This is a genomic window from Streptomyces sp. RKAG290 (genome assembly GCF_023701695.1).
Classification (GTDB): domain Bacteria; phylum Actinomycetota; class Actinomycetes; order Streptomycetales; family Streptomycetaceae; genus Streptomyces.
The window spans coordinates 193,825-219,101 of sequence record NZ_JAJOZC010000001.1 but is presented as its reverse complement, the minus strand read 5'-3'; the positions used below and the strand labels follow the sequence as shown (position 1 = coordinate 219,101).

The following is a 25,277-nucleotide window of genomic DNA, read 5'->3' as shown; positions in this document are numbered from 1 at the left end:
CGATGTCGATGCTCAGCTGGCTCGACCGATCCGGTGACCAACTCACCTTCTACGTAAGGGCACTGGTCTGGATCCCGAGAACCCTGCGCCGCTACCTGAAGGAGGTGCAGCGGCTCCTGGCCGAGGTCGCCTTCGGCAGCGGCGGCCTCGGCGTCGTCGGCGGCACCATCGGCGTGATGATCGCGATGACGCTGGCCACCGGTACCGTCGTCGGCCTCCAGGGGTACGCGGCCCTCAACCAGATCGGCACCTCCGCCTTCACCGGCTTCATCTCCGCGTACTTCAACACCCGGGAGATCGCTCCCCTCGTCGCCGGGCTGGCCCTCTCCGCGACCGTCGGGGCGGGCTTCACCGCCCAGCTCGGCGCCATGCGGATCAACGAGGAGATCGACGGCCTGGAGTCGATGGGCGTGCGCTCGATGCCCTACCTCGTCACCACCCGGATCATCGCCGGCGTCGTCGCGATCATCCCGCTGTACGCGATCGGGCTGCTCTCCTCGTACCTCGCCTCCCGCTACGTCACCGTCCTGTTCAACGGGCAGTCGGCGGGCACCTACGACCACTACTTCAACCTCTTCCTCTCCCCGCAGGACGTACTGCTGTCGGTGCTCAAGGTGCTGATCTTCAGCGTGATGGTGATCCTCGCGCACTGCTACTACGGCTACCACGCCACCGGCGGACCCGCCGGGGTGGGGGTGGCGGTCGGCCGGTCGGTGCGCAACGCGATCGTCCTGATCAGCGTCACCGACTTCTTCCTCTCGCTCGCCATCTGGGGCGCCACGACGACGGTGAAGGTGGCCGGCTGATGAAGTCCACGCAGTCCACCCGCCGCAGGCTCGCCGGAGTGACCTTCCTGCTCGTGCCCGCCGTACTCATCTGGGTGTCCGTCTCGGTGTACAACAAGGACTTCACCGATGACGCCACGGTGACCGTGCGCACCGGAAGCGTCGGCAACGAGATGCACGACAACGCCGACGTCAAGCTTCGCGGAGTCGTCATCGGACAGGTCCGCAACATCACGGCCGACGGCGAGGGCGCCCGTCTCACCCTGGCCATCAAGCCCGACAAGCTCGACCGGATACCGGCCGACGTCACCGCCCAGATGCTGCCCACCACCCTGTTCGGCGAACGGTTCGTGGCGCTCGTACCCCCTGCCGTACCGTCCGCGCAGACCCTGCGGGCCGGAGCCGTCATCCCGCAGGACCGCTCCAGCAACGCCATCGAGCTGGAAGAGGTCCTCGACAATGTCCTGCCGCTGCTGACCGCGGTGAAGCCGGAGAAGCTCTCCGTCACCCTCAACGCGGTCTCCCAGGCACTCCAGGGACGCGGCGAGAAGCTCGGCGACACGCTCGTCAGGCTCGACGCCCACCTGCAGAAGTTCAACCCCCAGCTCCCCACGCTCAACGCCGACATCAAGGAGCTCGTGAAGGTGAGCAGGGTGTACGGGGACGCCGCACCCGACGTCCTGGACGCACTCACCGACTTCACCACCACCAGCTCCACCCTTGCCGACCAGCAGGCGCAGCTCGCCGACCTGTACGGGTCCACGACCGCGTCCGCGCAGGACGTGACCACGTTCCTCCAGGAGAACAAGGACAACCTGATCCGGCTCTCCGCCACGAGCAGGCCGACGCTTGAGCTGCTGGCGAGGTACTCCGACGAGTTCCCCTGCACCCTGCGGACCGTCGCCGGATTCGTGCCGGCGATGGACAAGGCGCTGGGCAAGGGCACCGGGCAGCCCGGTCTCCACGTCACCGTCAAGTCCGTGAAGTCCAAGGGGAAGTACGTCGCCGGCCGGGACACCCCGGTCTACGACGCGACCGGCGGACCGCACTGCTACTCGGTGCCGTACGTCGGAGCGACCGAGCCGACGGCCGCCGGACGCGCGGCCGGATCTCCCGCCCCCGGCGACAAGCGGACCGGCGACAAGCAGACCGGGACCGGGGCCGGGGCCACGGACACCTCCCTCGGCATGCCCAACTCCCCGCAGGAGAGCCGGCTCGTCAACGAGCTGGTCGCTCCCTCACTGAAAGTCCAGCCGCAGACCCTGCCCGACTGGAGCAGCGTGCTCATCGGTCCGGCCTTCCGCGGTGCGGAGGTGAAGCTCAAGTGAAGCGCCGCTCCCTCGCGGGACCGCTCGCGAAATCGATCGTCTTCATTCTGGTGACCGTCCTGGCCACCACCGTCCTCGGGCTGTCCATCGCCAACACCGGGGTCGGCGACACCACCACGTACAAGGCCAGGTTCACCGACGCCACCGGACTGATCGTCGGCGACAGCGTCCGGATCGCCGGGGTCAAGGTCGGGCAGGTCGAGTCGATCGAGGTGGCGGACAAGCGGCTCGCCGAGGTCGGCTTCGCCGTCCGCAAGGGGCGCAGGCTCCCCGCGTCGGTGACCGCCTCGATCAAGTACCTCAACATGGTCGGCCAGCGTTTCATCGACCTCGACCAGGGCGCCGGACCCGTCGGCCGGAGCTTCGCAGCCGGAGCGACCATCCCGCTCTCGCGCACCACACCGGCCCTTGACCTGACCCAGCTCTTCAACGGCTTCCAGCCGCTGTTCGAGGGCCTCTCCCCGCCCGACGTCAACCAGCTCGCGGGCTCCATCGTCCAGGTGCTCCAGGGCGAGGGCGGCACCGTCGACAGCATCCTCCAGCACGTCGGCTCCCTGACCAGCACGGTCGCGGCCAAGGACAAGGTGATCGGTGAGGTGATCAAGAACCTCAACACGGTCCTCAAGACCGTGAACGACCGGGAGGCCGGCTTCAACGACCTGGTCGACACGCTCCAGCAGCTGGTCACCGGCTTCTCCGGCGACCGCAAACCGCTCGGGGAGGCGGTCACCGCGATGGGCGCGCTCACCACGGTCACCGCCGACCTGCTGCAGGACGGCCGCAAGCCCCTGAAGGACGACATCAAGCAACTCGGGCGTCTCTCCGATCAGTTGGGCAAGGGAACCCCGCAGATCGAGAACTTCCTGAAGAAGACCCCGGCCAAGATGGAGGCGATCGGCCGCCTGGCGTCGTACGGCTCCTGGCTCAACCTCTATCTCTGCGAGGCCAAGGTCAGCGGTGTGACGACCGAGGACGGCAGTGCCCCGCCCACCGGCATCGCGATCACCCAGCCGAGGTGCCTGGCATGACAATCAGACCCCTGCGGGAACGCAACCCCGTCGCCATCGGCATCGTCGGACTCCTCGTCCTGGTCCTCGTCGGCCTCGCCGCCTACCGCGCCGACTCGCTGCCCTTCATCGGCGGCGGCACCACGTACACCGCCGACTTCACCGAGTCCGCCGGACTTGAGGACGGCGACGAGGTACGGATCGCCGGCGTCAAGGTGGGAGAGGTCACCGGAGTCTCGCTCGACGGGTCCGTGGTGAAGGTCAGCTTCCGGGTCAAGGACGCCTGGATCGGCAACTCCTCCACCGTGGGCATCGCCATCAAGACGCTGCTGGGCGACAAGTACCTCGCCGTCGATCCGCTCGGCACCGGGCCCCAGGACCCGGACCGGCGCATCACCGCGAGCCGCACCACCTCCCCGTACGACGTCACCCAGGCGTTCAACGGACTCGGCGAGACCATCGGGGACATCGACACCAAGCAGCTCGCCAAGAGCTTCGAGACGATCTCCGCCACCTTCAAGGACTCGCCGCCCGACGTGAAGAGCGCCGCCGACGGGCTCTCCGCGCTCTCGAAGACCGTCTCCGAGCGCGACGCCCAGCTGGCCACCCTGCTCAAGGGCAGCAAGCAGCTGACCAAGACACTCGCCCACAAGAAGAGCAGCTTCGAGACGCTGCTGGAGGACGGCAACCTGCTCCTCGGCGAGATCCAGGCCCGCCGCGACTCGATCCATCTGCTGCTCACCGGCACCCGGGACCTCGGCACCCAGCTCACCGGCCTGGTCGCGGACAACAACAAGCAGCTGAAGCCCACCCTGGACTCGCTCGGCCGGGTCACCGCCGTCCTGGTGAAGAACCGCAAGAGCCTCGACAAGGTGCTCTCGCTGGCCGGCTCCTACAACCGGCTCGTCGGCAACACCCTCGGCAACGGCCGCTGGCTCGACAACTACGTCTGCGGGGTCGTCCCGAAGGACTACCTGCCCGCGGGCACGCCCCCGGCGACCGGATGCATGCCACCCAAGCAGCAAGGCGGCCGCTGACATGAGACTCACGCGCATCGTCGGCATCGGCGCCGGACTCGCCGTCGTGGCCGTCGCGGCCAGCTCCGGTGTGATGGCCATGGACGACGCGGGGACGACGACCGTCACCGCCTACTTCGACCAGGCCACCGGCGTGTACGCCGGATCGGACCTGCGGATCCTGGGAGTGAAGGTCGGCACGGTCGAATCGGTGGAGCCGAAGGGCAAGGAGGTCAAGGTCACGCTCCGCGTCGACAAGGGCGTCAAGGTGCCCAAGGACGCCCATGCCGTGGTCGTCGCCCCCAGCCTGGTCGCCGACAGGTACGTCCAGCTCGCCCCCGCGTACGACGGCGGACCGGTGCTGGCGGACGAGGCCGAACTGCCCGCGTCGAACAACGCGACCCCGGTGGAGGTCGACCAGCTCTACGCCTCCATCACCGAACTCTCCACCGCGCTCGGCCCCGACGGGGCCAACGCCGACGGCGCGCTGGCCAAGCTCCTGGACACCGGAGCGAAGAACCTCGACGGCAACGGAAAGGCCATCGGGGACTCCATCGAGCAGTTCGGCAAGGCGACGAAGACCCTCGACAAGAGCAGTGGGAACCTCTTCGACACGCTGTCCTACCTGCAGACCTTCACCACCATGCTCAAGGACAACGACGGTGACGTCCGCGCCGCCGAGCAGCAGCTGAACTCGGTCACCGGGTTCCTGGCCGACGACAAGGAGAACCTCAGCGCGGCCCTGAAGGAACTCGGTACCGCCCTCGGCCAGGTCAAGACCTTCATCAAGAAGAACCGCGGCGCACTGAAGACGAACGTGGACGCCCTGGTCCCGATCACCCAGGCGCTGGTCGACCAGCGGGCCTCGCTCGCCGAGTCCATGGACACGCTGCCGCTCGCCGCGGACAACGTGATCCAGGCCTACGACCCGTTGAACCGCACCCTCAACGGGCGCACCAACCTCAACGAACTCTCCATGGGCGGACCGCTCACGGACGAGTCCACCGCCCTCAGCGGACTCTCGCCCGCGGACGCCACCCGGCAGAAGGCGCTGCCCTCGCTGCCGCTGCCCGCCGTCGGCACCGTCTACGGCACCCCCGAGAAGACCGCCACGCAGAAGAAGGGGGCGAAGCGATGAGCCGCGTCCTGCGCAGACCCGGCGCCCGCGCGACCGGCGTCGCCGCTGTGCTCGCGGTGGGCGTCGGGCTGGCCCTGATCGTCACCACGGTCGACCTGCCGACGTTCACCGGCATCGACCAGGTGCCGCTGCCCGGCGGCGCTGACCTCGGCGACCATCCCTACGAGATCACCGCCGAGTTCGGGGACGTACTCAGCCTCGCTCCGCAGTCCTCGGTGAAGGTCAACGACGTGGCCGTCGGCCGCGTCACCAAGATCTCCCTGGCCCAGGGCAGCTGGAACGCCAAGGTCACCATGCGGGTCAACGGCCGGATCAAGCTCCCCGCCAACGCCTACGCGCACCTGGAGCAGTCCAGCCTCCTCGGCGAGAAGTACATCCAGCTCTCGCCGCCCGCGGCCGGCACCGCCAAGGGCGCACTCGCCGACGGGGACCGCATCCCGCTCACCCGGACCAACCGGAACCCGGAGGTCGAGGAGGTGTTCGGCGCCCTGTCGATGCTCCTCAACGGCGGTGGCATCAACCAGCTCAAGACCATCAACACCGAGCTCAACAAGGCCCTCACCGGGCGGGAACCCCAGGTCCGCTCCATGCTCAGCCGGGTCAACACCCTCGTCACGAACCTGGACGACAACAAGGGGGACATCACCGACGCCCTCGACGGCGTCAACCGGCTCTCCGCCACCCTCGCCACCCGCAAACAGGACGTCGGCACCGTGCTGACCAAGCTCAGCCCCGGCATGAAGGTCCTGGAGAAGCAGCGCGGCTCGCTCATGACCATGCTGAGCTCGCTCGACACGCTCTCCACCGTCGCCGTCGACACGGTCAACAAGAGCAAGGCGGACATGGTGGCCGACCTCAAGGCTCTCGCCCCCACCCTCCAGGCTCTCGCCGACTCGGGCCAGGACCTCCCGGACTCCCTCCAGGTGCTGCTCACCTACCCGTTCACGGACGAGGTGCTGCGCGGGGTGAAGGGCGACTACCTCAACGTCTACCTGGACGTGACGGCCGTGCCCGGCACCCAGATCATCCCGCCGCTGGAACCGGCCGGCTCCACGCCGCCCGCCGTCGCGGGCAGCACCGCCAAGAAGTCCGGCGCGGCACTTCCGCTGCCGCTTCCCTCGGTCACCACCCCGGCCACGGAAGGGAGCAGCCGATGATCACCATGGCCACCCGGCTCAAGAACATCGCCTTCCTGATCATCGCGGTGCTCGTCCTTGGCTATCTCGGAGTGCGCTACGCCGACCTCGGCCACTACATCGGCCTGCGCAGCTACTACACCGTCAAGGTCCAGCTGCCGCAGACCGGCGGCCTGTTCACCCACTCCAACGTCACCTACCGCGGCGTCTCCGTCGGCCGGGTCGGACCGATCGAGCTGACCGACGACGGGGTGGAGGCCGAACTGCGCATCGAGAAGGACGCCCCGCCCATCCCGGACAGCCTGAAGGCCGTCGTCGCCAACCTCTCGTCGGTCGGCGAGCAGTACGTCGACCTGCGGCCGACCCGCACCGAGGGCCCGTACCTGGCGAACGGTTCCGTGATCGACCAGGCCGACACCACCATTCCGGCGCCCGTCACCGACGTCCTCACCAGCGTCGACGATCTCGCCGGCTCCGTCGACCTGGAGTCGCTGCGCACGGTCGTCGACGAATTCGGCACCGCCTTCGAGGGGCGCGGCGACGACCTCCAGGTGCTGCTGGACACCAGCAGCGACTTCGTCCAGGCGGCCGACGACGCACTTCCGGTCAACACCAAGCTGATGATCGACGGCAAGACCGTGCTGCGCACCCAGGCCGAACAGGGCGAGGCACTCAAGGGCTTCGCCTCCGGCGCCAAGGAACTGGCGGCCGAACTCAAGGGGTCCGACACCGATCTGCGCAAGCTGATCGCCGTCACCCCGGACGCCACCGGCCAGATCAGCGGCCTGCTTCGGGACCTCGACCCGAGCTTCGGTGTCGTCGTCGCCAACCTCCTCACCACCTCGGACGTCGCCGTCACCCGGCAGCGCGGACTGGAGGAACTGCTGGTGAAGGTCCCGGCCGTCGCGGCCGCGGGCGCCAGCGCGGTCGACGAGAACGGTGCCCGGTTCGGCATGTCGGTCACCTTCTTCGAGCCGCTGCCCTGCACCTCGGGCTACGGCTCCACCACCTATCGCAACGGGCTCGACGTCTCCGCCGGTCCCTCGCTCAACACCAAGGCCCGGTGCACCTCTTCACCCGGTACCGGCGTCAACGTCCGCGGCAGCGCCAACGCCCCGAAGGGCGGCCCCGTGCCCGAACCCGCCAGGCCCGGCTCGATGCTCCTCGGCGACGACAGGGCGGACCGGCTCCCCGGAGCACTCGGCGTCACCGCGGACACCGCCCCGGCCGCCGACGGAATGGCCGGACTGCTGGGACTCGGCCAGGGAGAGCGCTCATGACCACCCGTACGAGAACGCTGGGCGGCTGGGCCGTCCTGCTCGCCGCGGCACTGATCTGCGCACTCGGCGGCTGGTCGTACGCCCAGGCGCGCGGTGACGGCGACCTGGCCTACGCCAAGAGCCGGGACACCGCGCTGGCCGACGGGAAGCGGCACCTCGCCAGGCTCAACAGCCTGGACGGCAAGGACGCCAGGAGCGTGGACGCCGGCCTCGGCGCCTGGCTCGCCGCCTCCACCGGCCCGCTGCACGACCAGCTGAAGCGGACCCGGAGCAAGGACGCGACCGAGCTGACGAAGTCCGCCTCCACCGCGAAGGGGGAGGTCACCGACGCGGCGCTCACCGCGCTCGACGAGCGGACCGGTACGGCGGAGATGATCGCGACCGTCGACGTCGAGGTGACCCCGCGCACCGGCAAGGGCGGCACCGAGCGCAAGCGTTTCGAGGCGACCCTTGCCCGGACCGCGGACGGCTGGAAGGTCAAGGCACTGACGGCGATACCGGTCGGGAGCGGCACATGAGGCGGCAGTCAGGGACGGCGGTCGTGAGTACCGCCACGGACCCGCAGGACCTCGCGGAACTCGACGCCAGCGCGGACCGGGTGGACCCGGCCGGGCCCGAGGCTAACCGGCCGGAGCCCGCTGAACCCACGCCCGGTCCGGGCCGCCGCCGGCTGCGCGTCGTCGCCGGGATCCTGGTCGTCGCGCTGCTCGTGGCGGGCGGCGGACTGTTCGCCAAGGGCCGTCAGCTGCGTGACACCCCCGCCACCTCCAACGCGGCGCTGACGGACAGCGCGGCGACCACCCGGGTGGCGGGAGACGTCACCAACGCGCTCGGCAAGGCCTTCTCCTACAGCCCCTCCGCCACCGCCGTCACCAAGGAGTCCGCGAAACAGGTGCTGGCGGGCAAGGCGCTCCAGCAGTACGCGGCACTGTTCGGGCAGGTCGAGAAGCAGGCCGCCGACCAGAAGCTCACCCTCACCACACATGTGGTGCGCGCCGGAGTGACCCGGCTGACCCACGACAGCGCGCACCTGCTCGTCTTCCTCGACCAGGTCTACGAGCGCCAGGGCAAGGCCGCCAGCACCGCGGCGGCGCAGCTCTCGGTCACCGCCCAACTGCGCGACGGGCGCTGGACGATCGTCGAGATCACCTCCAGATAGCGCGTCACCTCAAGGCAGCGCAGCGCGCACGCACGACAGCACCGCATCGCACGACGCGGCACAGAGCCGGCAGGGGAGAGGCAGCAATGGCACGGGTACGGATGACGAGGAATCCGCTGGTGGCGGCGGCGATCGTGCTGACGGTCGCGGCGGCCGGCGCGGCGGGCTGGGGCGGCGTGTCCCGGTACCAGGCATCGCACGACGGCTCGGCGGCGTACGCGCAGGCCCGCGACGACGCGCTGGCCGCGGGCGAGCAGGCCGTGCAGAACATGAACACGCTCGACCACCAGAGGCTGGACCAGGGCCTGGACAGCTGGGAGGAGTCCACCACCGGCGATCTGCACCAGCAACTCGTCGACGGGCGGGACGCGTTCGTGAAGCAGATCCAGCAGGCGAAGACGGTGAGCACGGCCAAGGTGCTGTCCGGCGCGGTCACCGAGCTCGACGACCGGGCCGGCAAGGCCGGGGTCATGGTGGCGCTGCGGGTGACCGTGACCGCGCCGAAGGGCAAGCCCGCGGTGAAGGAGAGCCGGATGCTGGGGCAGCTCACCCGCACCACCGAGGGGTGGAAGCTCAGCGCCCTCGGCCAGGCGCCCGTCGGCAACACGGCCTCCTGAGCCACCGACTCCCACCCGCACCGAGAGGATCCCGGACATGTCGACGACCCGTCACCTCGTCAACAGGCAGCGCCGCCTGGCCACCGTCGCCGCGGAACGCACCGCCACGCCCACCACCGTCCGCCGGCCCGCCGAGCCGGACACCGAGGCCGGGACGACCGCGCAGGAGAGCGCCGCCGACGACGCCGTCGAACCCGGCGCGGAACCGGCGCCGGACGAGCCGCCTTCCAGGCGGCGGCCGTCCCGGCTCCGGATCACCCTGCCCGCCGTGCTGTGCGCCCTGACCGTGCTGCTCGGCGCCCTCGCCGCCTGGGAGTTCACCTCGGCCGCAAGCCTGCGCGACGACCCGAGCCGGCAGAACACCTCGCTCACCGACATCGGCCGCACCAGCGAGGTGAAGGGGCAGATCACCGAGGCGGTCGGCGCGGTGTTCTCGTACAACTACGCCTCGCCCGCCAAGGCCGACACCGCGGTCAAGAAGTATCTGGTCGGCAAGGCAGTCCAGCAGCACAAGGCCATGCTCGCCGACGTACGGGCCCAGGCGCCCAAGCAGAAGCTCGTGCTCACCACCACCGTCACCGAGAGCGGCGTGGAGCTGCTGGACGGCGACCGGGCCCGGCTGCTGGTCTTCGCCGACCAGAGCAACACCCGTACCGGTAAGTCGGCGGAGACGACCTACGCGGCGGCCATGTTCGCCGTGGACGCGGTCCGCCGCGACGGAGCCTGGCGGATCTCGGCCATCGACACGTTCACCCGGTGATCCGGGGAAGAGGGGAGCACGCATGAGGTTCAACGGCACCGTGCGCCGCGGACTCGGCGGCACCGCAGCCGCCGTCGCCGCGATGGCAGCGCTCACCGCGTCCCAGGCGCCGGGACTCGTCGCGCACCAGGAGTCACCGAAGCAGCGGCAGGAGACGGACGAGGTCAAGTGGTCCGAGGTGGCCAACGACGACTCCTACCACACCGAACTGCCGCCGCTGAAGAGCCCCGAGCCGCCGAAGGCGGGCGAGAAGCGGAGCCCGGCCGTCGTCAGGTCGTGGGCCGAGGCGGGCGTCCCCGCCACCGTGCTCGCCGCCTACCGCAAGGCGGAGAGCTCCCTGGGGCGCAGCGACCCGGGCTGCGGGCTGCCGTGGCAGCTGCTGGCGGCCATCGGCAAGGTCGAGTCGGGACACGCGGGCGGCGGCCGGGTCGACGCCCACGGCACGACGCTCTCGCCGATCCTCGGACCGGTGCTCAACGGTGCGGGCTTCGCCGACATCCCGGACACCGACGGCGGTGCGTACGACGGGGACAAGACCTTCGACCGGGCGGTCGGCCCGATGCAGTTCATCCCGTCGACCTGGGCGCACTGGGGGAGGGACGGGAACGGCGACGGGCGCAGCGACCCGAGCAACGTGTACGACGCGGCCCTGGCCGCCGGGTCCTACCTGTGCGCCGGGCCGCGTGACCTGAAGGTGCGGGCCGATCTCGACCGCGCGATCCTCAGCTACAACCACTCGGACACCTATCTGCGCACCGTGCTGTCCTGGCTGGAGTTCTACCGCAAGGGCACCCACCCGGTGACCGACGGCGAGGGCCCCGTGCCCAGGAGCCCCGGCGCCGGCGGCCCGGCCGAGCCCGAACACCCGGTGGGCGGGAGCGGCGGCGACAAGGGCGGCGGCATCGAGGTCGGCCCGCAGCCCGGCCACACGAAGCACCCGACGACTCCGGGCTCACCGGAGCCCACCCCCGGCGAATCGGGCTCCCCGGACCCGAGCCCCTCACCCGATCCGACCGACAGCGGATCCGCCACACCCGACCCCACCGACAGCCCCGGCCCGACCACCACCCCGGACCCGGACCCGAGCACCACGAAGCCCGAGCCGGGCTGTACCACGGGGTCCCCGTCACCGTCGCCCAGCGACACCACCGGGGCCACCGGGTCGCCGTCACCGGACCCCACCGGGACCGACGAGCCCTGCTCCACGCCCACGGTGCCGCCCGCCGCCGACTGAGCCCCCGGGCCCGCCGGTCAGCCGTCCGGCGACAGCACCGCGGCCAGGTCGTACCGCACCACCTCTTCCAGCTGCGCGTACGTGCAGCTTTCGGGGGTGCGGTCCGGCCGCCACCGGCGGAACTGCGCCGTGTGCCGGAACCGGTCACCCTCCATGTGGTCGTACGCCACCTCGCAGACCCGCTCCGGGCGCACCGGCACCCACGACATGTCCTTCTTGCCGGACCACCGGCTCGGGGTGCCGGGCAGCCGGGCGTGCTCGTGCGCCGCGGCGTCCGCCCAGGAGCCCCAGGGATGGCCGGCGACATCCGTGAGCAGGGGCTCCAGCTCGGTGATGAGCTCCGCGCGGCGCTTCATCGGGAACGCCGCACAGACCCCCACGTGCTGCAGGACTCCCTCCTCGTCGTACAGGCCGAGGAGCAGCGAGCCGACGACCGGCCCGCTCTTGTGCAGGCGGTACCCCGCCACCACGCAGTCGGCGGTCCGCTCGTGCTTGATCTTGTACATCACCCGGGTGTCCGGCCGGTAGGGCAGATCCAGCGGTTTGGCGACGACCCCGTCGAGCCCGGCCCCCTCGTACTGTTCGAACCACTGCTGGGCGACGGCCGGGTCGGTGGTCGCCGGGGCGAGGTGGACCGGGGCCGACACGTCGGACAGTGCCGCCTCCAGCACCGCCCTGCGCTCCGCCTGCGGCGTGGCGAGCAGCGAGTCGTCGCCGACCGCGAGGACGTCGAAGGCGACCAGACTGGCCGGGGTCTGCTCGGCGAGCATCCGTACCCGGGAGTCGGCCGGGTGGATGCGCTCACTGAGCCGGTCGAAGTCGAGCCGCCCGTCGTACGCGATCACGATCTCCCCGTCGATCACGCAACGCGGCGGGAGGTTGTCCCGGACCGCGGTGACCAGCTCGGGGAAGTAGCGGGTGAGCGGCTTGCCGGTGCGGCTGCCGATCACCACCTCGTCGCCGTCCCGGTGCACGATCGCCCGGAAGCCGTCCCACTTGGCCTCGTAACTCATGCCCGGCGGGATCCGGGACACGGACTTGGCGAGCATCGGCTTCACGGGCGGCATCACCGGCAGGTCCATGCTCCGATTGTGGACCGTCCCGCGACCGGAGTCTCCCGATATGCGGCATATGTGCGCCCGGCCTACCGTGGCCGACATGGCAGCAGCGGTCAAAGCGGTGGAGCTGGAAGCAGGCGGGCGGGCCGTCCGGCTGTCCAACCCGGACAAGGTCTACTTCCCGGAGAAGGGCTACACCAAGAGGGACGTGGCCGAGTACTTCATCGCCGTGGGCCCGGGGATCATCCGCGCCCTGCGCAACCGGCCGACGACCCTCCAGCGGTTCGTGGACGGTGTCCAGGGCGAGTTCTTCTACCAGAAGCGGGCCCCGAAGAACCTTCCCGAGTGGATTCCCACGGCCGAGATCGCCTTCCCCAGCGGCCGCCCCGCCCGCGAGATCTGTCCCACCGAGGTGGCCGCCGTCATCTGGGCGGCCAACCTGGGGACCCTCACCTTCCATCCGTGGCCCGTCCGGGGCGGAGACACCGACCACCCCGACGAACTGCGCATCGACCTCGACCCTCAGCCCGGCACGGACTACGCCGACGCGGTGCGGGCCGCCCACGAGCTGCGCTCCGTCCTGGAGGACCACGGGGTGCGCGGCTGGCCCAAGACCTCCGGCGGTCGCGGCATCCATGTCTTCGTCCCCATCGAGGCCCGCTGGACGTTCACCGAGGTCCGCCGCGCGACCATCGCGGCGGGACGCGAACTGGAGCGCCGGATGCCGGACCGGGTGACCACCGCCTGGTGGAAGGAGGAGCGCGGCGAACGGATCTTCGTCGACTTCAACCAGACCGCCCGGGACCGCACGATCGCCTCCGCCTACTCGGTACGCCCCTTTCCGCACGCCCCCGTCTCGGCGCCGCTGCGCTGGGAGGAGATCGACGACGCCGAACCGCGCGACTTCGACATCCGGACCATGACGACGAGGTACGCGGAGCTGGGCGACGTGCACGCCGACATGGACCAGGAGGCCTTCCGGATCGACGCGCTGCTGGAGCTGGCCGACCGGGACGAGAAGGAGCGCGGCCTCGGCGACATGCCGTACCCGCCGGAGTACCCGAAGATGCCCGGCGAACCCAAGCGGGTTCAGCCGAGCCGCGCCCGGCACGACGAGGACGGCGACGCATGAGTGAACCCGGCCCGGACCCGGCCGCGCCCGGTCCCGGGTCCGCCCCGCAGCACGGCGCGCACGGCAGGCCGCAGAGCCGAGGACAGCGCTGGGCGGCCTACAAGGACTCGCCGTACTTCCCGGCGACGGTCCTGCTGTTCATCCTCGCGGCCGCCGCCGGGCTCTTCGCCGGCTCGTACACGTATGCGATGGCCAACCCGACCCCGCACCGGATTCCGGCCGCCGTGGTCAGCCTGGAGGAGACCGCCCGCGGCAAGGAGTTCGTCACCGGGATGGACAAGGCGCTCGACGCGTCCCTGGACATCCACAGGTACGACACCGTCGCCGCGGCGCGCGAGGCCCTGGAGGAACAGGAGGTCTTCGCGATCGTGCGGCCCGGCCCCCGGGGGGTGGCGATGGACGTCGCCGGCGCGTCGGGCGCCGCGGTCGCGCAGCTGCTCGCCGAGTCAGCGGTGAAGGTGGGGGGAGCGCTCGACGTCCCGGTCGCCGTCGCGGACGTCAAACCGCTCCAGAAGGGCGACCCGCGCGGCCTCGCGCTCTTCTACATCTCGCTCGCCGCCGTGATCATCGGCTTCGTCGGCGCCATCCAGCTGAGCGTGCACGCCCGTGCACTGATCCCGCTGGAGCGGATCGCCTTCACGATCGGGTACGCGCTGCTCGGCGCGTTCGCCATCGCGGCGGTGGTGGACTGGTGGCTGGGCGCGGTCGACCTGCCCTTCTTCGAGTCCTGGATGATCCTCGCGTTCACGATGTTCACCTCGGGCATGGTCTTCACCATGTTCAACACCCTGCTGGGGCGCTGGGCGATGATCCCGACCTGGGGTGTGATGGTGCTTCTGGGGAACCCGTCCTCCGGCGGAGCGGTCTCCTGGCCGCTGCTGCCGTCGCTGCTCGGGCACATCGGGCGCTGGCTGCCGCCCGGCGCCTCGGTCAACGCCCAGCACACCGCCGTCTACTACCAGGGGTACCAGCGGATCTTCCCGTTCCTGGTGCTCGCGGTCTGGGCGCTGGTCTCCTGCACCGTCTTCTGGGTGTGGCGCCACCGGCACCCGGGAGGCCGCGACCACATGCCTCAGCATGCGGCCGCGGCCACCTGAACCGTTCCCGGACGCCGCTGCTACAGCTCCTTGATCCGGATGTCCCGGTAGGAGATCACGTCCGAGGTGCTGTGGACCTGGAGCCCGATGTACCCGGAGGCGTACCGCCGGCCGTCGGTGCCCGGGTCGTCGCCCCGCGGCGGCTCGAAGACCTGACCGCCGTTGTTGTCGAATTCGTTCAGCAGGACACCGTTGCGGTAGATCGAGTAGTGCTGGTCCACCACGCGGATCTCGTAGTCGTTCCAGCTGCCCTTGGGCGTGACCCCGGCGCCGCCGAGACCGACCCGGTCGAATCCGTACACGGAACCGGTCTTGTACATGTCGCCGTCCGGCCGGTCGTTGATCTGGATCTCATGGCCGTACTTGATGGCGACCCACTCCGGATTCGGCTCCTCCGGGTTGTCGTGGACGTTCGGGAAGCGGACGAAGACACCGCCGTTGGCGTTGCCCGTGCCGGGCGCGTCGTCCCGGAACTGGAGCTTCAGCGAGAAGTCCCCGTACTGCCGGCCCGGGAACCACAGCATGCCCATGCCGTCCACCGTGGTGGAGCTGGTGATCGCGCCGTCCGCCTCGTTCAGCGCGAACTGCCCGCCACCCACCTGCTGCCACTTGGCGAGCGAGGCGGCCGTGCCGTCGAAGAGCTTGCGGTAGCCCTCGTCCTGGCCCGGCTTGCCGATCGCCGACTGCTTGGCGGCCTTGTAGATCTTCTTCTGCTCGCGGGCGTCGATCACCCCGGCGGTGAGCAGCTTGTCGAGGACCTTGTCGACGTGCTTGAGGAACAGGGCCTGCGAGGACCAGTCCTTCTCGTCCTCGATCAGCTCGTTGATCGTGCAGCGATTACCGGTGATCCGGTTGGGGACCCCGGTGTCGACGGTGCCGACGATGACGGTGAGCCGCTCGTCGAACTCCGGGCAATCGGGCGCCGGTACGCCGCCGCTCTGCGCGATGGTGAACGACGTCTTCTTCGCCTCGGAGGTGTTGCCCGCCTTGTCCGTGGCCCGGTGGGCGACGGTGTGGTAGCCGACGCGGTCGACGATGACCGTGCCGGAGTAGGCGAGGTAGGGGCCGCCGTCGAGGGAGTACTCGACCTTGTCCACCCCGGTGCCGGCGTCGGTCGCGGTGACCGTCACCTTGGCGCTGGTGAGGTAGGCGCCGTCCGAGTTCTTCTCGCCCTCGGCCTTCGCGGAGGTCTCCGGCGGCGTGGTGTCCTCGGTCGGCGGCTCGACGACGGTGAAGTCCACCGCCTTCTCGGCGGCCGCGTTGCCCGCCTTGTCGGTGGCGCGGTAGCGGACCTTCTGTGCCCCCACCTCGTGCACCATCACCGGCGCGGTGTAGGGCTGCCAGGCGCCGTCCGCACCGAGCGCGTACTCGATGGTGTTGACGCCTGAGCCGGTGTCGGAGGCGGTCACGGTGACCGTCGCCATGCCCAGGTAGCGCCCCTGGTCGTCCTTCTCACCGGAGACGGTCGCCGAGGTCTCCGGCGCCGTCGTGTCGTCCGTCGGCGGTGCGGCGACGGTGAATTCCGCCGTCTTCTCGGCGGCCGCGTTGCCCGCCTTGTCGGTGGCGCGGTAGCGGATGGCGTGCGCGCCGACCTCGTCCACCACGACCGGCGCGGTGTACGGCTGCCAGGCGCCGTCCGTCCCGACCGCGTACTCGACGGTGTCGACGCCCGAGCCCTCGTCGGTGGCGGCGACGGTGACGGTGGCCTGACCGATGTAGGCGCCGTCGGCGTTCTTGTCGCCGTCGACCTTCGCCGAGGTCTCGGGCGCGGTGGTGTCCTCACCGCCGCCGCCGTCGGTCACGGTCAGGATGCCCTGCATGGCCTCGTGCCCCGGCATGGTGCAGTGGTAGAAGTACCGGCCGGGCGTGAGCGTGACCTCCGCGGTCTGCTTGCCGCCCTTGGCGTCGCCCGGGTTGGCCAGCAGGTTCAGCGGCACGTCGTTGTTGAACTCCGGGTCCGACACGCTGAAGGTCAGCGTGTGCGGCATGCCGCTGGTGTTCCCGGTGGCCTCACTGTTCTCGAAGACGATGGTCGCCTTGCCGGCCACCGCCGTCTTCGGCGCGGAGAGATAGTGGTCGATGGGGTTGCCGGCCGTCCAGTTGAGCACCTGGTCGGCTGCCGCGTCGACGGGCGTGGACGTACGGCCGTACGCCGCCGTCGACGTCAGCCCCAGCACCATCAGGAGCGATCCCAGCAGCGCGAGCCACAGCCGCGCGGGCCGCGAACGCCTTCGGAACAAGATCGAACGGTGTCTCACTGCACTGCCGCCTTCCTGGCCAGATCCTTGACGGCCGGGGTCGGTGCGCCGCCCTTGTACGTCACACGCCACAGCGCGGACTTGGAGTCGGAGGTGAAGAAGCCGCGCCCGTAGTCCAGGACGTACAGCGAACCGTCCGGCGCGAACTTCCAGTCCATCAGGTTGCGGATGCCGTCCGCGCCGACCGGGATGATCTCCTTGAGCGACTCGGCGTGCGTGGGCAGTCCGCCCTTGCCGACCGTCTTCGGGTCGGTGAGCACGGCGTGCCGCGGCTGGGTGTCGTCGTAGAAGTCACCGACGAACCACTTGCCGTCCCAGTAGGAGGGCCACTTGTCGGCGCCCGCCTTCGGGTCGTACCGGTAGACCGGGCCGTTCATCGTGGCCTGGCCGCCGCCCTTGAGCCAGGGCAGGAGTTCCTTCTGGTCCTCCACCTTGTAGCTCGGGATGCCGTTCTCGTCGCGCGGGTAGTCCACGCCGCCGCCCTGCGGCGAGTACCAGATGGTGTTGGAGGTGATCGGCGGCAGGTTCACCAGACCGTTGTTGTTCGGCGACTCGTTCTTGGGGTGGTCGCAGTCGTACCAGCCGAGCGGCTTGCTCGGATCGGGCAGATTGCGGTCCCGGTAGGGCTGCTTGTTGCCCATGCAGTACGGCCAGCCGTGGTTGCCCGCCTTGGTGATCGCGGCGAACGTGTCGTACTTGGCCGGGCCCCAGGTGGTGCTCGGCGCGCCCGCGTCGGGGCCGACCCAGCCCGCGTACAGCGTGTCGGTCGTCTTGTCGACGGCGATCCGGGCCGGGTTGCGCACGCCCATCACGTAGATCTCGCCGCGGGTCTTGCCGCCTCCCTCGTCCGTCTCCTTGCCGGTGAAGAGGTTGCCCTCGGGCAGGGTGTAGGTGCCGTCGTCCTCGGGGTGGATCCGCAGGATCTTGCCGTTGAGGTTGTTCGTGTTGCCCGCGGTGCGCCGGGCATCGGCGAACGAGACGCCCTTGTAGTTCGGCTCCGGGTTGTTGCCGGAGTAACCGTCGCTGAAGCCGGAGGAGTTGTTGTCACCGGCCGCGATGTACAGGTTGCCCTTGGAGTCCCAGGCCATGCCGCCGCCCGCGTGGCAGCAGCTGTGGATCTGGACCGGCCAGTGCAGCAGCACCTTCTCGGACGAGAGGTCCAGCTTGTTCGTCGCCAGGTCGAGTGTGAACCGGGAGACCTGACGGACCGCCATCTGCTTGTCGCGGTCGATCTTGTCGTGGGGTGTGTAGTGCAGGTACACCCAGCCGTTCTTCTCGAAGTCCGGGTCGAGCTCGATGCCGAGCAGGCCCTCCTCGACCTTGACGAGCTCGTCGCCGCCGCCCTTGTTGCCGAAGACCGTCAGGGCACCGGCGAGGGTGACCTTCTTGGTCTTCGGGTCGTAGACGTGGATCTGGCCAAGACCCTTTCCGACGTTCGGGTCCTTCCAGTCGGTGACGACCGGCACGCTGCTGTCGGCGCCGCCGCGGCCGATGTACAGCACCCGTCCGTCGGGGGCCGTCACCAGTCCGTGCGGTTCGCCGATCTGGTCGTTCTGGCCGGGCTGGTTGGGCTGAGTGACCCGCTCCGCCTTGTAGTTGGAGGTGATCGTCGCCTTGCAGTCGGCCTGCGAGATCCGGGTCGTCCAGTCCAGCGCTCCGCGCAGGTGGTCGCGGAAGTCGGCCTCGGCGAAGCTGTCGACCGTACCGCCCATCGCGGTGTAGAAGGACCGGCCGCCGTCGTAGTCACGGCACCAGGAGACCGGGTGGTCCCAGCCGTTGGCGCTCGCTCCCGGCTTGTACGTGATCTCCCGGACGCGCGCCACGGTGTGCACGTCGCCGGACGGGTTCTCCGTCCAGTTCAGCCACTTGTCCGGACGCTTCCACTCCAGTGGGAGGTTCTTGGTAGCCGGGTGCTGCCGGTCGCCGATCTCCACCGTCGCACGCTGTACGGAGGTGGGACTGTCGGCGGCGGGGCGGGCCCCGACCAGACCGGTGAACCAGTCCGAGTACGGCTCGGTACGTGCCGCGTCATGGATGCCGAGGAAGCCGCCGCCGGCCTTCATGTACGACTCGAGACCGGCCTCCTGCTCCGGGTCGAGGACGTCGCCGCCGCCGGTCAGGAAGACGACGGCGTTGTACTTGCCGAGCTGCTTGCCGTTGGTGAAGACGGCCGCGTCGTCGGTGGCCACGGTCTTGAACCGGCCCGCCTCCGGACCGCTGAGCCCGATCTTCTCGATCGCCGCGATACCGGCGTCGACGGTCGGCGACTCCTCGGTCGCCGAGGCATGGAAGACGAGCACCTTGACGTTCGCGCCGCCGGGCGGCGACGGCAGGGACAACGTTGTCGACAAGGACTCGGTCGGTCCGGGATACGGCCTGGCACTGGCGGCGTTGCCGCCGAGCAAGGATGCGGTCAGTGCGCCGGCCGCCACGGCCGCCGCAAGTCCGCGTCGCGATCTGGACCTGTGATGTGGTGTGCGCTGCATGTGGTCACCCACCCCTCTTTGGTCACTGCAACAGCGCATGAAGCTAGACCTCTTTTCGCGACTCGCCAATAGCTATGGCAGCAATGAAACGAACTTTGTCCTTAGTGTGGATAAACGGAGATCCCCGGGCTACGGTGTGGCCCGTCCCGGAGGACCACCGTCCTTGGCGGAGTCGACCTCCGCGACCTGGCCGCCTCCGCGTCGCGCGCCGCAGTTGTCTTGACTGTCTTTGCAACACCCGTCCAACAGTGGGGAGTTCGACATGGACCGAAGGAGCTTCAACCGGCGGATTCTGATGGGCGGTTCAGTCGCGGCAGCGACCGGCGTGACATCGTTGTCCCTCGGTGCGATCGAGGCCACCTCGGCCGAGAACCCGCCGCGCACCGCCCCCGCGGGAGGCGTGGTCCGCCATCTCAAGATGTACGCCGAGAAGCTGGCGGACGGTCAGATGGGGTACGGGTTCGAGAAGGGGAAGGCGTCGATCCCCGGCCCGCTCATCGAGATCAACGAGGGCGACACCCTGCACATCGAGTTCGAGAACACGATGGACGTGGCGGCCAGTCTCCACGCGCACGGCGTCGACTACGACATCGCGAGCGACGGCACCCGGATGAACAAGAGCATCGTCGAACCTGGCGGCACCCGTACGTACACCTGGCGCACCCACGCCCCGGGCCGGCGCAGTGACGGCACCTGGCAGCCGGGCAGCGCGGGTTACTGGCACTACCACGACCACGTCGTCGGCACCGACCACGGCACGGGCGGCATCCGCAACGGGCTCTACGGACCGGTGATCGTCCGGCGCAAGGGCGACATCCTGCCGGACAAGACGATCACGATCGTCTTCAACGACATGACGATCAACAACAAGGCCGCCGACAAGAGCCCCGACTTCGAGGCCACGGTGGGTGACCGGCTCGAAGTCGTCATGATCACGCACGGCGAGTACTACCACACCTTCCATGTCCACGGTCACCGCTGGGCGGACAACCGCACGGGCCTGCTCACCGGGCCCGACGACCCGACCCGGGTGATCGACACGAAGATCGTCGGGCCAGCGGACTCCTTCGGCTTCCAGGTCATCGCGGGCGAACACGTGGGCGCGGGCGCGTGGATGTACCACTGCCACGTGCAGAGCCACTCCGACATGGGCATGGCCGGGATGCTGCTGGTGGCCAAGGCGGACGGGACGGTACCGGGGCACGAGGCGCACGCCATGTCCTCGCACGACGCGATGAAGCCGGACGCGATGAAGCCGGACGCGAAGAAGCCGGCCGCGATGAAGCCGGCCGCGACGAAGCCGGCCGCCCCGAAGACGCCCGACAAGGCCGCGTCGCACGACGGTCACTAGTGCCTGCTCAGTCCTGACGACGAGGACCTCGTCGTCAGGACGGCCACCACCCACCCGCTGAGCAATCCGCAAACCGCTCGCCCGACGCGGCGTCACCTGCCCACGCACCAAACTCTGGACGGAGTCCACCGACCCCGGCCACCACGCCGGACTCGACCGGATCGAGCGTGTCCTGGACCGTTTCCCCGACCGGACATCCGCGTGCGACGAGTTCGGCCCGCTCGGCATCAACGGCCGTCCTCTGCCAGGTCGTTCACCCCAAGGGTCGGACCGGCACGCGGACGAACCGGCGCCGGCGCTCCGCCCGGCCGCCGACGCTTCGGCCGACAAATTCGCTACCTGGCGGCCGGAGCGCCGTGATACACAACCGACGTGCAATACATCTTGGAGTTCCCCGAGGTCCTGCGGCTGATCGAAGACCGCTCGGCCGCCTTCCGGGCCGCGATAGCGTCTGCCCCCGACCTCGACGCCCAGGTCCCGACCTGCCCGGACTGGACGCTGCGTGAACTGGTGCAGCACCTCGGCGACGGCCGCCGCCGCCAGGCCGCCGTCATCGCGGCGGGCCCGGGCGCCGAGCCCCCGGCGAGGACGGACCCGAAGGGCGCCCCGACCGCGCCCCGCGACCGCGAAGCCCTGGACGCCTGGCTCGCCGAGTCGACCGAGCTCATGCTCGACGCGATGCGCGAGGCCGGTCCGGACCGCGGCTGCTGGACCTGGTGGGGCCGCTCGCAGGCCCCGGAGACCAGCGGAGCCGTGGCCCGGCACCAGATCCAGGAGATCGCCCTCCACACCTACGACGCCCAGCTCACCCAGGGCGCCGCACAACCGCTGCCGACGGACGTCGCGGTCGAGGGCGTGGACGAGTTCCTGACGACCGTCGCGGCAACGAGCGTCCCCTGGCCGTTCAAGCCGGCGACCATCGACCTGCACGCGACCGAGGGCCGCTCCTGGCGCCTGACCCTCGACGCGGACGGCGTCCGCTGCGACGACCTCGCCGCCGACGCGGAGCCGGGCGACATGGTGATGCGAGGCGCAGCGAGCGAACTGGTCCTCTACTTCTACGAGCGCCTCCCGTTCGACGGCCTGGAGATCACCGGCGACACCGAGCCGATGGAACAGCTCGCAGACTGGGACCCGAACGCGTAGGACGCGCACTTGTGACGCGTCTGTCGGTGGTGCGCGCCCCTGCGGGCGCCGCCTCGGTTGCCGCCGACCGCGACCCCAGCCTCACAGGGAAATGTTTCTAGTTTCCCGCGTCCGCCACCGCGGCGAGGCGCTGCTGTTCCTCCTCGACGATGCGGCGGGCCAGCGACCCGTCCGACACGTCCACGGCGTCCGGCGTCGTCTCGGCGACGTCGCTGCGCCGTGCGTACGTGTCGAACAGCCGCTCCTTGCGGGCCAGGATGTCCAGCATGCGCTGGTCGACGCTGTCCGCGGCGAGGAGCCGGTGCACCTGGACCGTGCGTATCTGCCCCATCCGGTGGGCACGCGCCACTGCCTGGTGCTCCATCGTCGGCTTGATCTGCGGCTCGCAGAGGATGACCACCGAGGCGGCCTGCATGTTCAGCCCGATCCCGCCGGCCTGGATCTGGCTCAGCAGGACCGCGTGGCCGTCCACCGCGGTGAACCCGTCGATCAGCTCCTGGCGCCGGGCGGCCGGCAGGCTCCCGGACAGCGGGCCGATCACGCCCTCGCCCAGGGCCTGGCGGACCGTCTCCAGCACCTCGCGGAAGTACGAGAACACCACGACCTTCAGGCCGTTGCCCGCTGCCTCCGCGACCAGCTCGCGCAGCCGGTTCAGTTTCGCGGAGGTGGCCGGCCGGGCGTACGCGGCCCGGCGCATCCGCATGAACTGCCCGGCGCTCACCGCCTCGCGGTAGGCCAGCAGATCTGCCGCACTGAACTCCTCCCACTCGTCGACCTGTACCAGCGCCGGGAGTTCGGTGAGGACGTCCTGCTGATTGCGGCGCAGGTAGGCGGGGGCGACGGCCCGGCGGAACGCCTTCGAACCGGCCGCGCCGTGGCTGGTGCTGATTGACGGGGCCAGTTCGGGCCGGATCTGGCGGACGAGGCTGCGGAACTCCTCCACCCGGTTCTCCATCGGGGTACCGGTCAGGAACAGCACCCGCTCGGTCCGCTGCGACCAGCCGGACACCGCCTGCGAGCGGCGGGTGGCGGGATTCTTCACGTAGTGCGCCTCGTCGACCACGAGCATGCCGGGCCGGATGCCGCTGTCGCCCGCGACGGGCAGGGTGTGCAGGGCGTCGAACGTGGTGAGCGCGACCCCGCCGTCCGTCCGCCACTGCGCGAACGCGCCCTGCCGCTCGGGGCCGTGCACCGGCAGCGCGCGCAGCGTGGAACGGGCGCGGACCTCCCGCGTCCAGTTGATCAGCACGCTCGCCGGACAGACCACCAGGAAGTGGGTCTCTCCCTGCGCCGCGAGATGGGCCAGTGCGGCAATGGCCTGGACGGTCTTGCCGAGCCCCATCTCGTCACCGAGGATCACCCGCTTCTGCGCGAGCGCGAAGCGTGCACCGAACGACTGGTAGCCGCGCAGCGACACCCGCAGCCGGGCGTCGTCCAGCCGCAGCCCGCGCACCCGGTCGGCGATCCCGGACGGCAGGAACCCCTCGGCGGCGTCCCGGTCGGGCCCGCTGCCGGACATCTCGGCGAGCAGGCTGTAGTACTCGGCGGACCGCACCTCGAAGTCGACCCAGGCCGCGACCGCGGAGTCCGGATCGCGTAGCAGGTCGACCGAGACCTGCCCGAACAGCAGCGGGAGTTCACGCTCCACCGCGTCGGCGACCACCGCATGGGCGGCGGCCACCGCCGCCAGCGCCTGCGCCCGGGCCTGCCGGTGCGTGAAGAGCATCCGCAGCCGCCCCCGCACGGGTCCGGCCTCGACCAGCAACGGCCCCAGCCGCTCGGTCAGCCGGCGGGCCCCGTCCACGGCCCGCCGCACGTCCGGCCCGGCCTCGACCAGCCGGTACAACGCGCTGACCAGGGCGGTCATGGCCTCGTCCGGGGTGTCCACCGCTATCCGGACCGTGACCGTGTCCCGTACCGCATGGGCGATCTGGCCCGCCGCGGCGAGCGCCTGGTCGGCCGTCTGGGCGCCGACCCCGGGGATCTGGCGGAGCTCGTAGCGGTTCGCCCCGTGCACCTGTCCGACGGTCGTGAAACCGGCCTGCTCGACCGCGCTGATGCGCAGTCGCCCCTCGGTGACGTCCTTGAGCCGGGACACCGGGATGGCCGACAGTTCGCTGCGGACCAGGGCGTCGAGCAGCGGGTCAAGAGCCGCCCGTACGGCATCGACGGCGCGGCGGTGATCGGCCAGCACCCCTTGTGCCGCGCCCAGCAGTCCCTCGGCCCGCGCGAGCAGCTCCCGGGCCGCCCGCCCGGTCGGCGCCCCGCCCTCCGTGGACCCGGCCTCAGTCATGTACGTCCCTCTGTCCCCGCAGCCTCGCTGCCGCCCCGCCCGGCAGCCGGCCGGAGCGACACATATCGTCCCATGCGCGGGCAGCGGCCGGGAGCAGGCCCGGGGCGGTCAGGGGGTGGGCGGCCGCCGCTCGGCAGGTGACAGCAGGAGGACCTCCAGGGCGCGGGCGCAGGAGCGGGCCTGCGTCAGGAACCAGTCCTTGCGCGCATCGGTGATCACGGAGGGGGTGGCCCGCACCGCGAGCGCGAAACGGGCGTGCCCGGCGCCGTCCAGTACCGGCACCGCCAGAGTGCGTACCCCGTGGGCCGACTCGCCATCGTTCACGGCGTACGCGTCGGACCGCACCCGGGCCAGCTCTGCCTCCAGGGCCGCCGGTTCGACGATCGTGCGGTCGGTGAAGGCGGGCAGCGGAGGCAGCGAGGACGGACCGCCCTCGCCCGGCCCCGCCCAGGCCAGCAGCACCTTGCCCAGCGCGGTGGAGTGCAGCGGCCGGCGCAGCCCCACCTTGGGGGTCACCGAACCGCCCGCGACGATCACCGCGTGCGGTCCGCTGCGCAGCGCCAGGTCGGCCGTGACGCCGGTGCGTTCGGCGAGGTCGGCCAGCTCCGGGGCGGCGAGGTGCAGGCCCCGCTGGTGGTACGAGAGACGGCCCAGTTCCGTGACGGCGGGCCCGAGCCGGTAGCGGGACGTGCGGGCGTCCTGTTCCAGGAAACCGGCGCCGAGCAGGGTGCGCGCGAGCCGGTGGGCGGTGGAGACCGACAGGGCGAGGCGGCGGGCGAGATCCGACGCGCTCAGGTCGGGGCCGTTGTCGTGGAAACAGTGCAGGACGTCCAGGGCGCGCTGAACCGCCTGCGCTCCACCCGGAGCGCGTACTGCGGCGGCCTCGGTCATGGGTTCACTCTCCACTCGTGGGGTGCCCGACGTTGCCACATTACGGGAGTCGCACAGGCACTCATCCCTGCTGGGAAACACTGTGTTCACACTCAATCCCACATC

At 70.4% G+C, this 25,277-nt stretch carries 21 protein-coding genes; 16 read left to right on the top strand and 5 right to left on the bottom strand.

All coding sequences use genetic code 11. The features are described 5' to 3' along the window. The first annotated feature begins 2 nt into the window (after positions 1–2). The 12 genes from LNW71_RS00985 (at position 3) to LNW71_RS00930 (ending at position 11,460) form a co-directional block, all read left to right on the top strand. Positions 3–806 carry an ABC transporter permease gene (locus LNW71_RS00985; RefSeq protein ID WP_250966470.1) on the top strand — a complete coding sequence of 268 codons (804 nt, stop codon included), beginning with the start codon at positions 3–5 and terminating at the stop codon, positions 804–806. Further along, positions 806–2,113, top strand: a complete 1,308-nt coding sequence (locus tag LNW71_RS00980; protein ID WP_250966469.1) for an MCE family protein — start codon at positions 806–808, stop codon at positions 2,111–2,113. Before LNW71_RS00985 ends, LNW71_RS00980 begins: the two co-directional genes overlap by 1 nt. Next, positions 2,110–3,141 carry an MCE family protein gene (locus LNW71_RS00975; protein WP_250966468.1) on the top strand — a complete coding sequence of 344 codons (1,032 nt, stop codon included), beginning with the start codon at positions 2,110–2,112 and terminating at the stop codon, positions 3,139–3,141. Before LNW71_RS00980 ends, LNW71_RS00975 begins: the two co-directional genes overlap by 4 nt. Continuing rightward, positions 3,138–4,157: an MCE family protein gene (locus LNW71_RS00970; RefSeq protein ID WP_250966467.1), complete on the top strand. Its 1,020-nt coding sequence runs from the start codon at positions 3,138–3,140 to the stop codon at positions 4,155–4,157. The genes LNW71_RS00975 and LNW71_RS00970 overlap by 4 nt, the downstream gene beginning before the upstream one ends. 1 nt (position 4,158) lies before the next feature. Further along, positions 4,159–5,274, top strand: coding sequence for an MCE family protein (locus LNW71_RS00965; protein WP_250966466.1), 1,116 nt, complete (start codon positions 4,159–4,161; stop codon positions 5,272–5,274). Then, positions 5,271–6,431: an MCE family protein gene (locus LNW71_RS00960; RefSeq protein ID WP_250966465.1), complete on the top strand. Its 1,161-nt coding sequence runs from the start codon at positions 5,271–5,273 to the stop codon at positions 6,429–6,431. The genes LNW71_RS00965 and LNW71_RS00960 overlap by 4 nt, the downstream gene beginning before the upstream one ends. Further along, positions 6,428–7,690, top strand: a complete 1,263-nt coding sequence (locus LNW71_RS00955; RefSeq protein WP_250966464.1) for an MlaD family protein — start codon at positions 6,428–6,430, stop codon at positions 7,688–7,690. Before LNW71_RS00960 ends, LNW71_RS00955 begins: the two co-directional genes overlap by 4 nt. Then, complete coding sequence (locus LNW71_RS00950; protein ID WP_250966463.1) at positions 7,687–8,208, top strand: hypothetical protein; 522 nt, start codon at positions 7,687–7,689, stop codon at positions 8,206–8,208. The genes LNW71_RS00955 and LNW71_RS00950 overlap by 4 nt, the downstream gene beginning before the upstream one ends. Next, positions 8,205–8,849, top strand: coding sequence for a hypothetical protein (locus tag LNW71_RS00945; RefSeq protein ID WP_250966462.1), 645 nt, complete (start codon positions 8,205–8,207; stop codon positions 8,847–8,849). Before LNW71_RS00950 ends, LNW71_RS00945 begins: the two co-directional genes overlap by 4 nt. A gap of 86 nt (positions 8,850–8,935) precedes the next feature. Next, a complete protein-coding gene (locus tag LNW71_RS00940; protein WP_250966461.1) occupies positions 8,936–9,466 on the top strand; it encodes a nuclear transport factor 2 family protein in 531 nt (176 codons plus the stop codon). A 37-nt stretch (positions 9,467–9,503) separates the two neighbouring features. Continuing rightward, a complete protein-coding gene (locus LNW71_RS00935; RefSeq protein ID WP_250966460.1) occupies positions 9,504–10,226 on the top strand; it encodes a hypothetical protein in 723 nt (240 codons plus the stop codon). 22 nt (positions 10,227–10,248) lie between these two features. Then, complete coding sequence (locus LNW71_RS00930; protein WP_250966459.1) at positions 10,249–11,460, top strand: lytic transglycosylase domain-containing protein; 1,212 nt, start codon at positions 10,249–10,251, stop codon at positions 11,458–11,460. Positions 11,461–11,477: 17 nt separating this feature from the next. Here the strand turns inward: LNW71_RS00930 and LNW71_RS00925 are convergent, their stop codons facing one another. Next, a complete protein-coding gene (locus tag LNW71_RS00925) occupies positions 11,478–12,542 on the bottom strand; it encodes an ATP-dependent DNA ligase (protein WP_250966458.1) in 1,065 nt (354 codons plus the stop codon). Between the two features lie 97 nt (positions 12,543–12,639). Here LNW71_RS00925 and ligD point away from each other — a divergent pair, with 97 nt between their 5' ends. Together ligD and LNW71_RS00915 are read left to right on the top strand one after the other, a co-directional pair. After that, positions 12,640–13,650, top strand: coding sequence for a non-homologous end-joining DNA ligase (gene ligD / locus LNW71_RS00920; protein ID WP_250971851.1), 1,011 nt, complete (start codon positions 12,640–12,642; stop codon positions 13,648–13,650). Beyond that, positions 13,647–14,747, top strand: coding sequence for an ABC transporter permease (locus tag LNW71_RS00915; RefSeq protein WP_250966457.1), 1,101 nt, complete (start codon positions 13,647–13,649; stop codon positions 14,745–14,747). The genes ligD and LNW71_RS00915 overlap by 4 nt, the downstream gene beginning before the upstream one ends. A gap of 20 nt (positions 14,748–14,767) precedes the next feature. On the opposite strand, the gene LNW71_RS00910 is transcribed toward LNW71_RS00915, so the two are convergent. Beyond that, on the bottom strand, positions 14,768–17,005 hold the full coding sequence (locus LNW71_RS00910; protein WP_250966456.1) for an OmpL47-type beta-barrel domain-containing protein: 2,238 nt from the start codon (positions 17,003–17,005) through the stop codon (positions 14,768–14,770). Continuing rightward, entirely contained in the window at positions 17,002–19,491 is a 2,490-nt protein-coding gene (locus LNW71_RS00905; RefSeq protein ID WP_285337909.1) for a ThuA domain-containing protein, read from the bottom strand. Before LNW71_RS00905 ends, LNW71_RS00910 begins: the two co-directional genes overlap by 4 nt. A gap of 262 nt (positions 19,492–19,753) precedes the next feature. Here LNW71_RS00905 and LNW71_RS00900 point away from each other — a divergent pair, with 262 nt between their 5' ends. Then, a complete protein-coding gene (locus tag LNW71_RS00900; RefSeq protein WP_250966454.1) occupies positions 19,754–20,842 on the top strand; it encodes a multicopper oxidase domain-containing protein in 1,089 nt (362 codons plus the stop codon). A gap of 372 nt (positions 20,843–21,214) precedes the next feature. After that, positions 21,215–21,988, top strand: a complete 774-nt coding sequence (locus tag LNW71_RS00890; protein ID WP_250966453.1) for a maleylpyruvate isomerase N-terminal domain-containing protein — start codon at positions 21,215–21,217, stop codon at positions 21,986–21,988. Positions 21,989–22,085: 97 nt separating this feature from the next. Here the strand turns inward: LNW71_RS00890 and LNW71_RS00885 are convergent, their stop codons facing one another. After that, complete coding sequence (locus tag LNW71_RS00885) at positions 22,086–24,281, bottom strand: DEAD/DEAH box helicase (protein ID WP_250966452.1); 2,196 nt, start codon at positions 24,279–24,281, stop codon at positions 22,086–22,088. A 108-nt stretch (positions 24,282–24,389) separates the two neighbouring features. Next, entirely contained in the window at positions 24,390–25,172 is a 783-nt protein-coding gene (locus tag LNW71_RS00880; protein ID WP_250966451.1) for an IclR family transcriptional regulator, read from the bottom strand. Positions 25,173–25,277 lie beyond the last annotated feature (105 nt).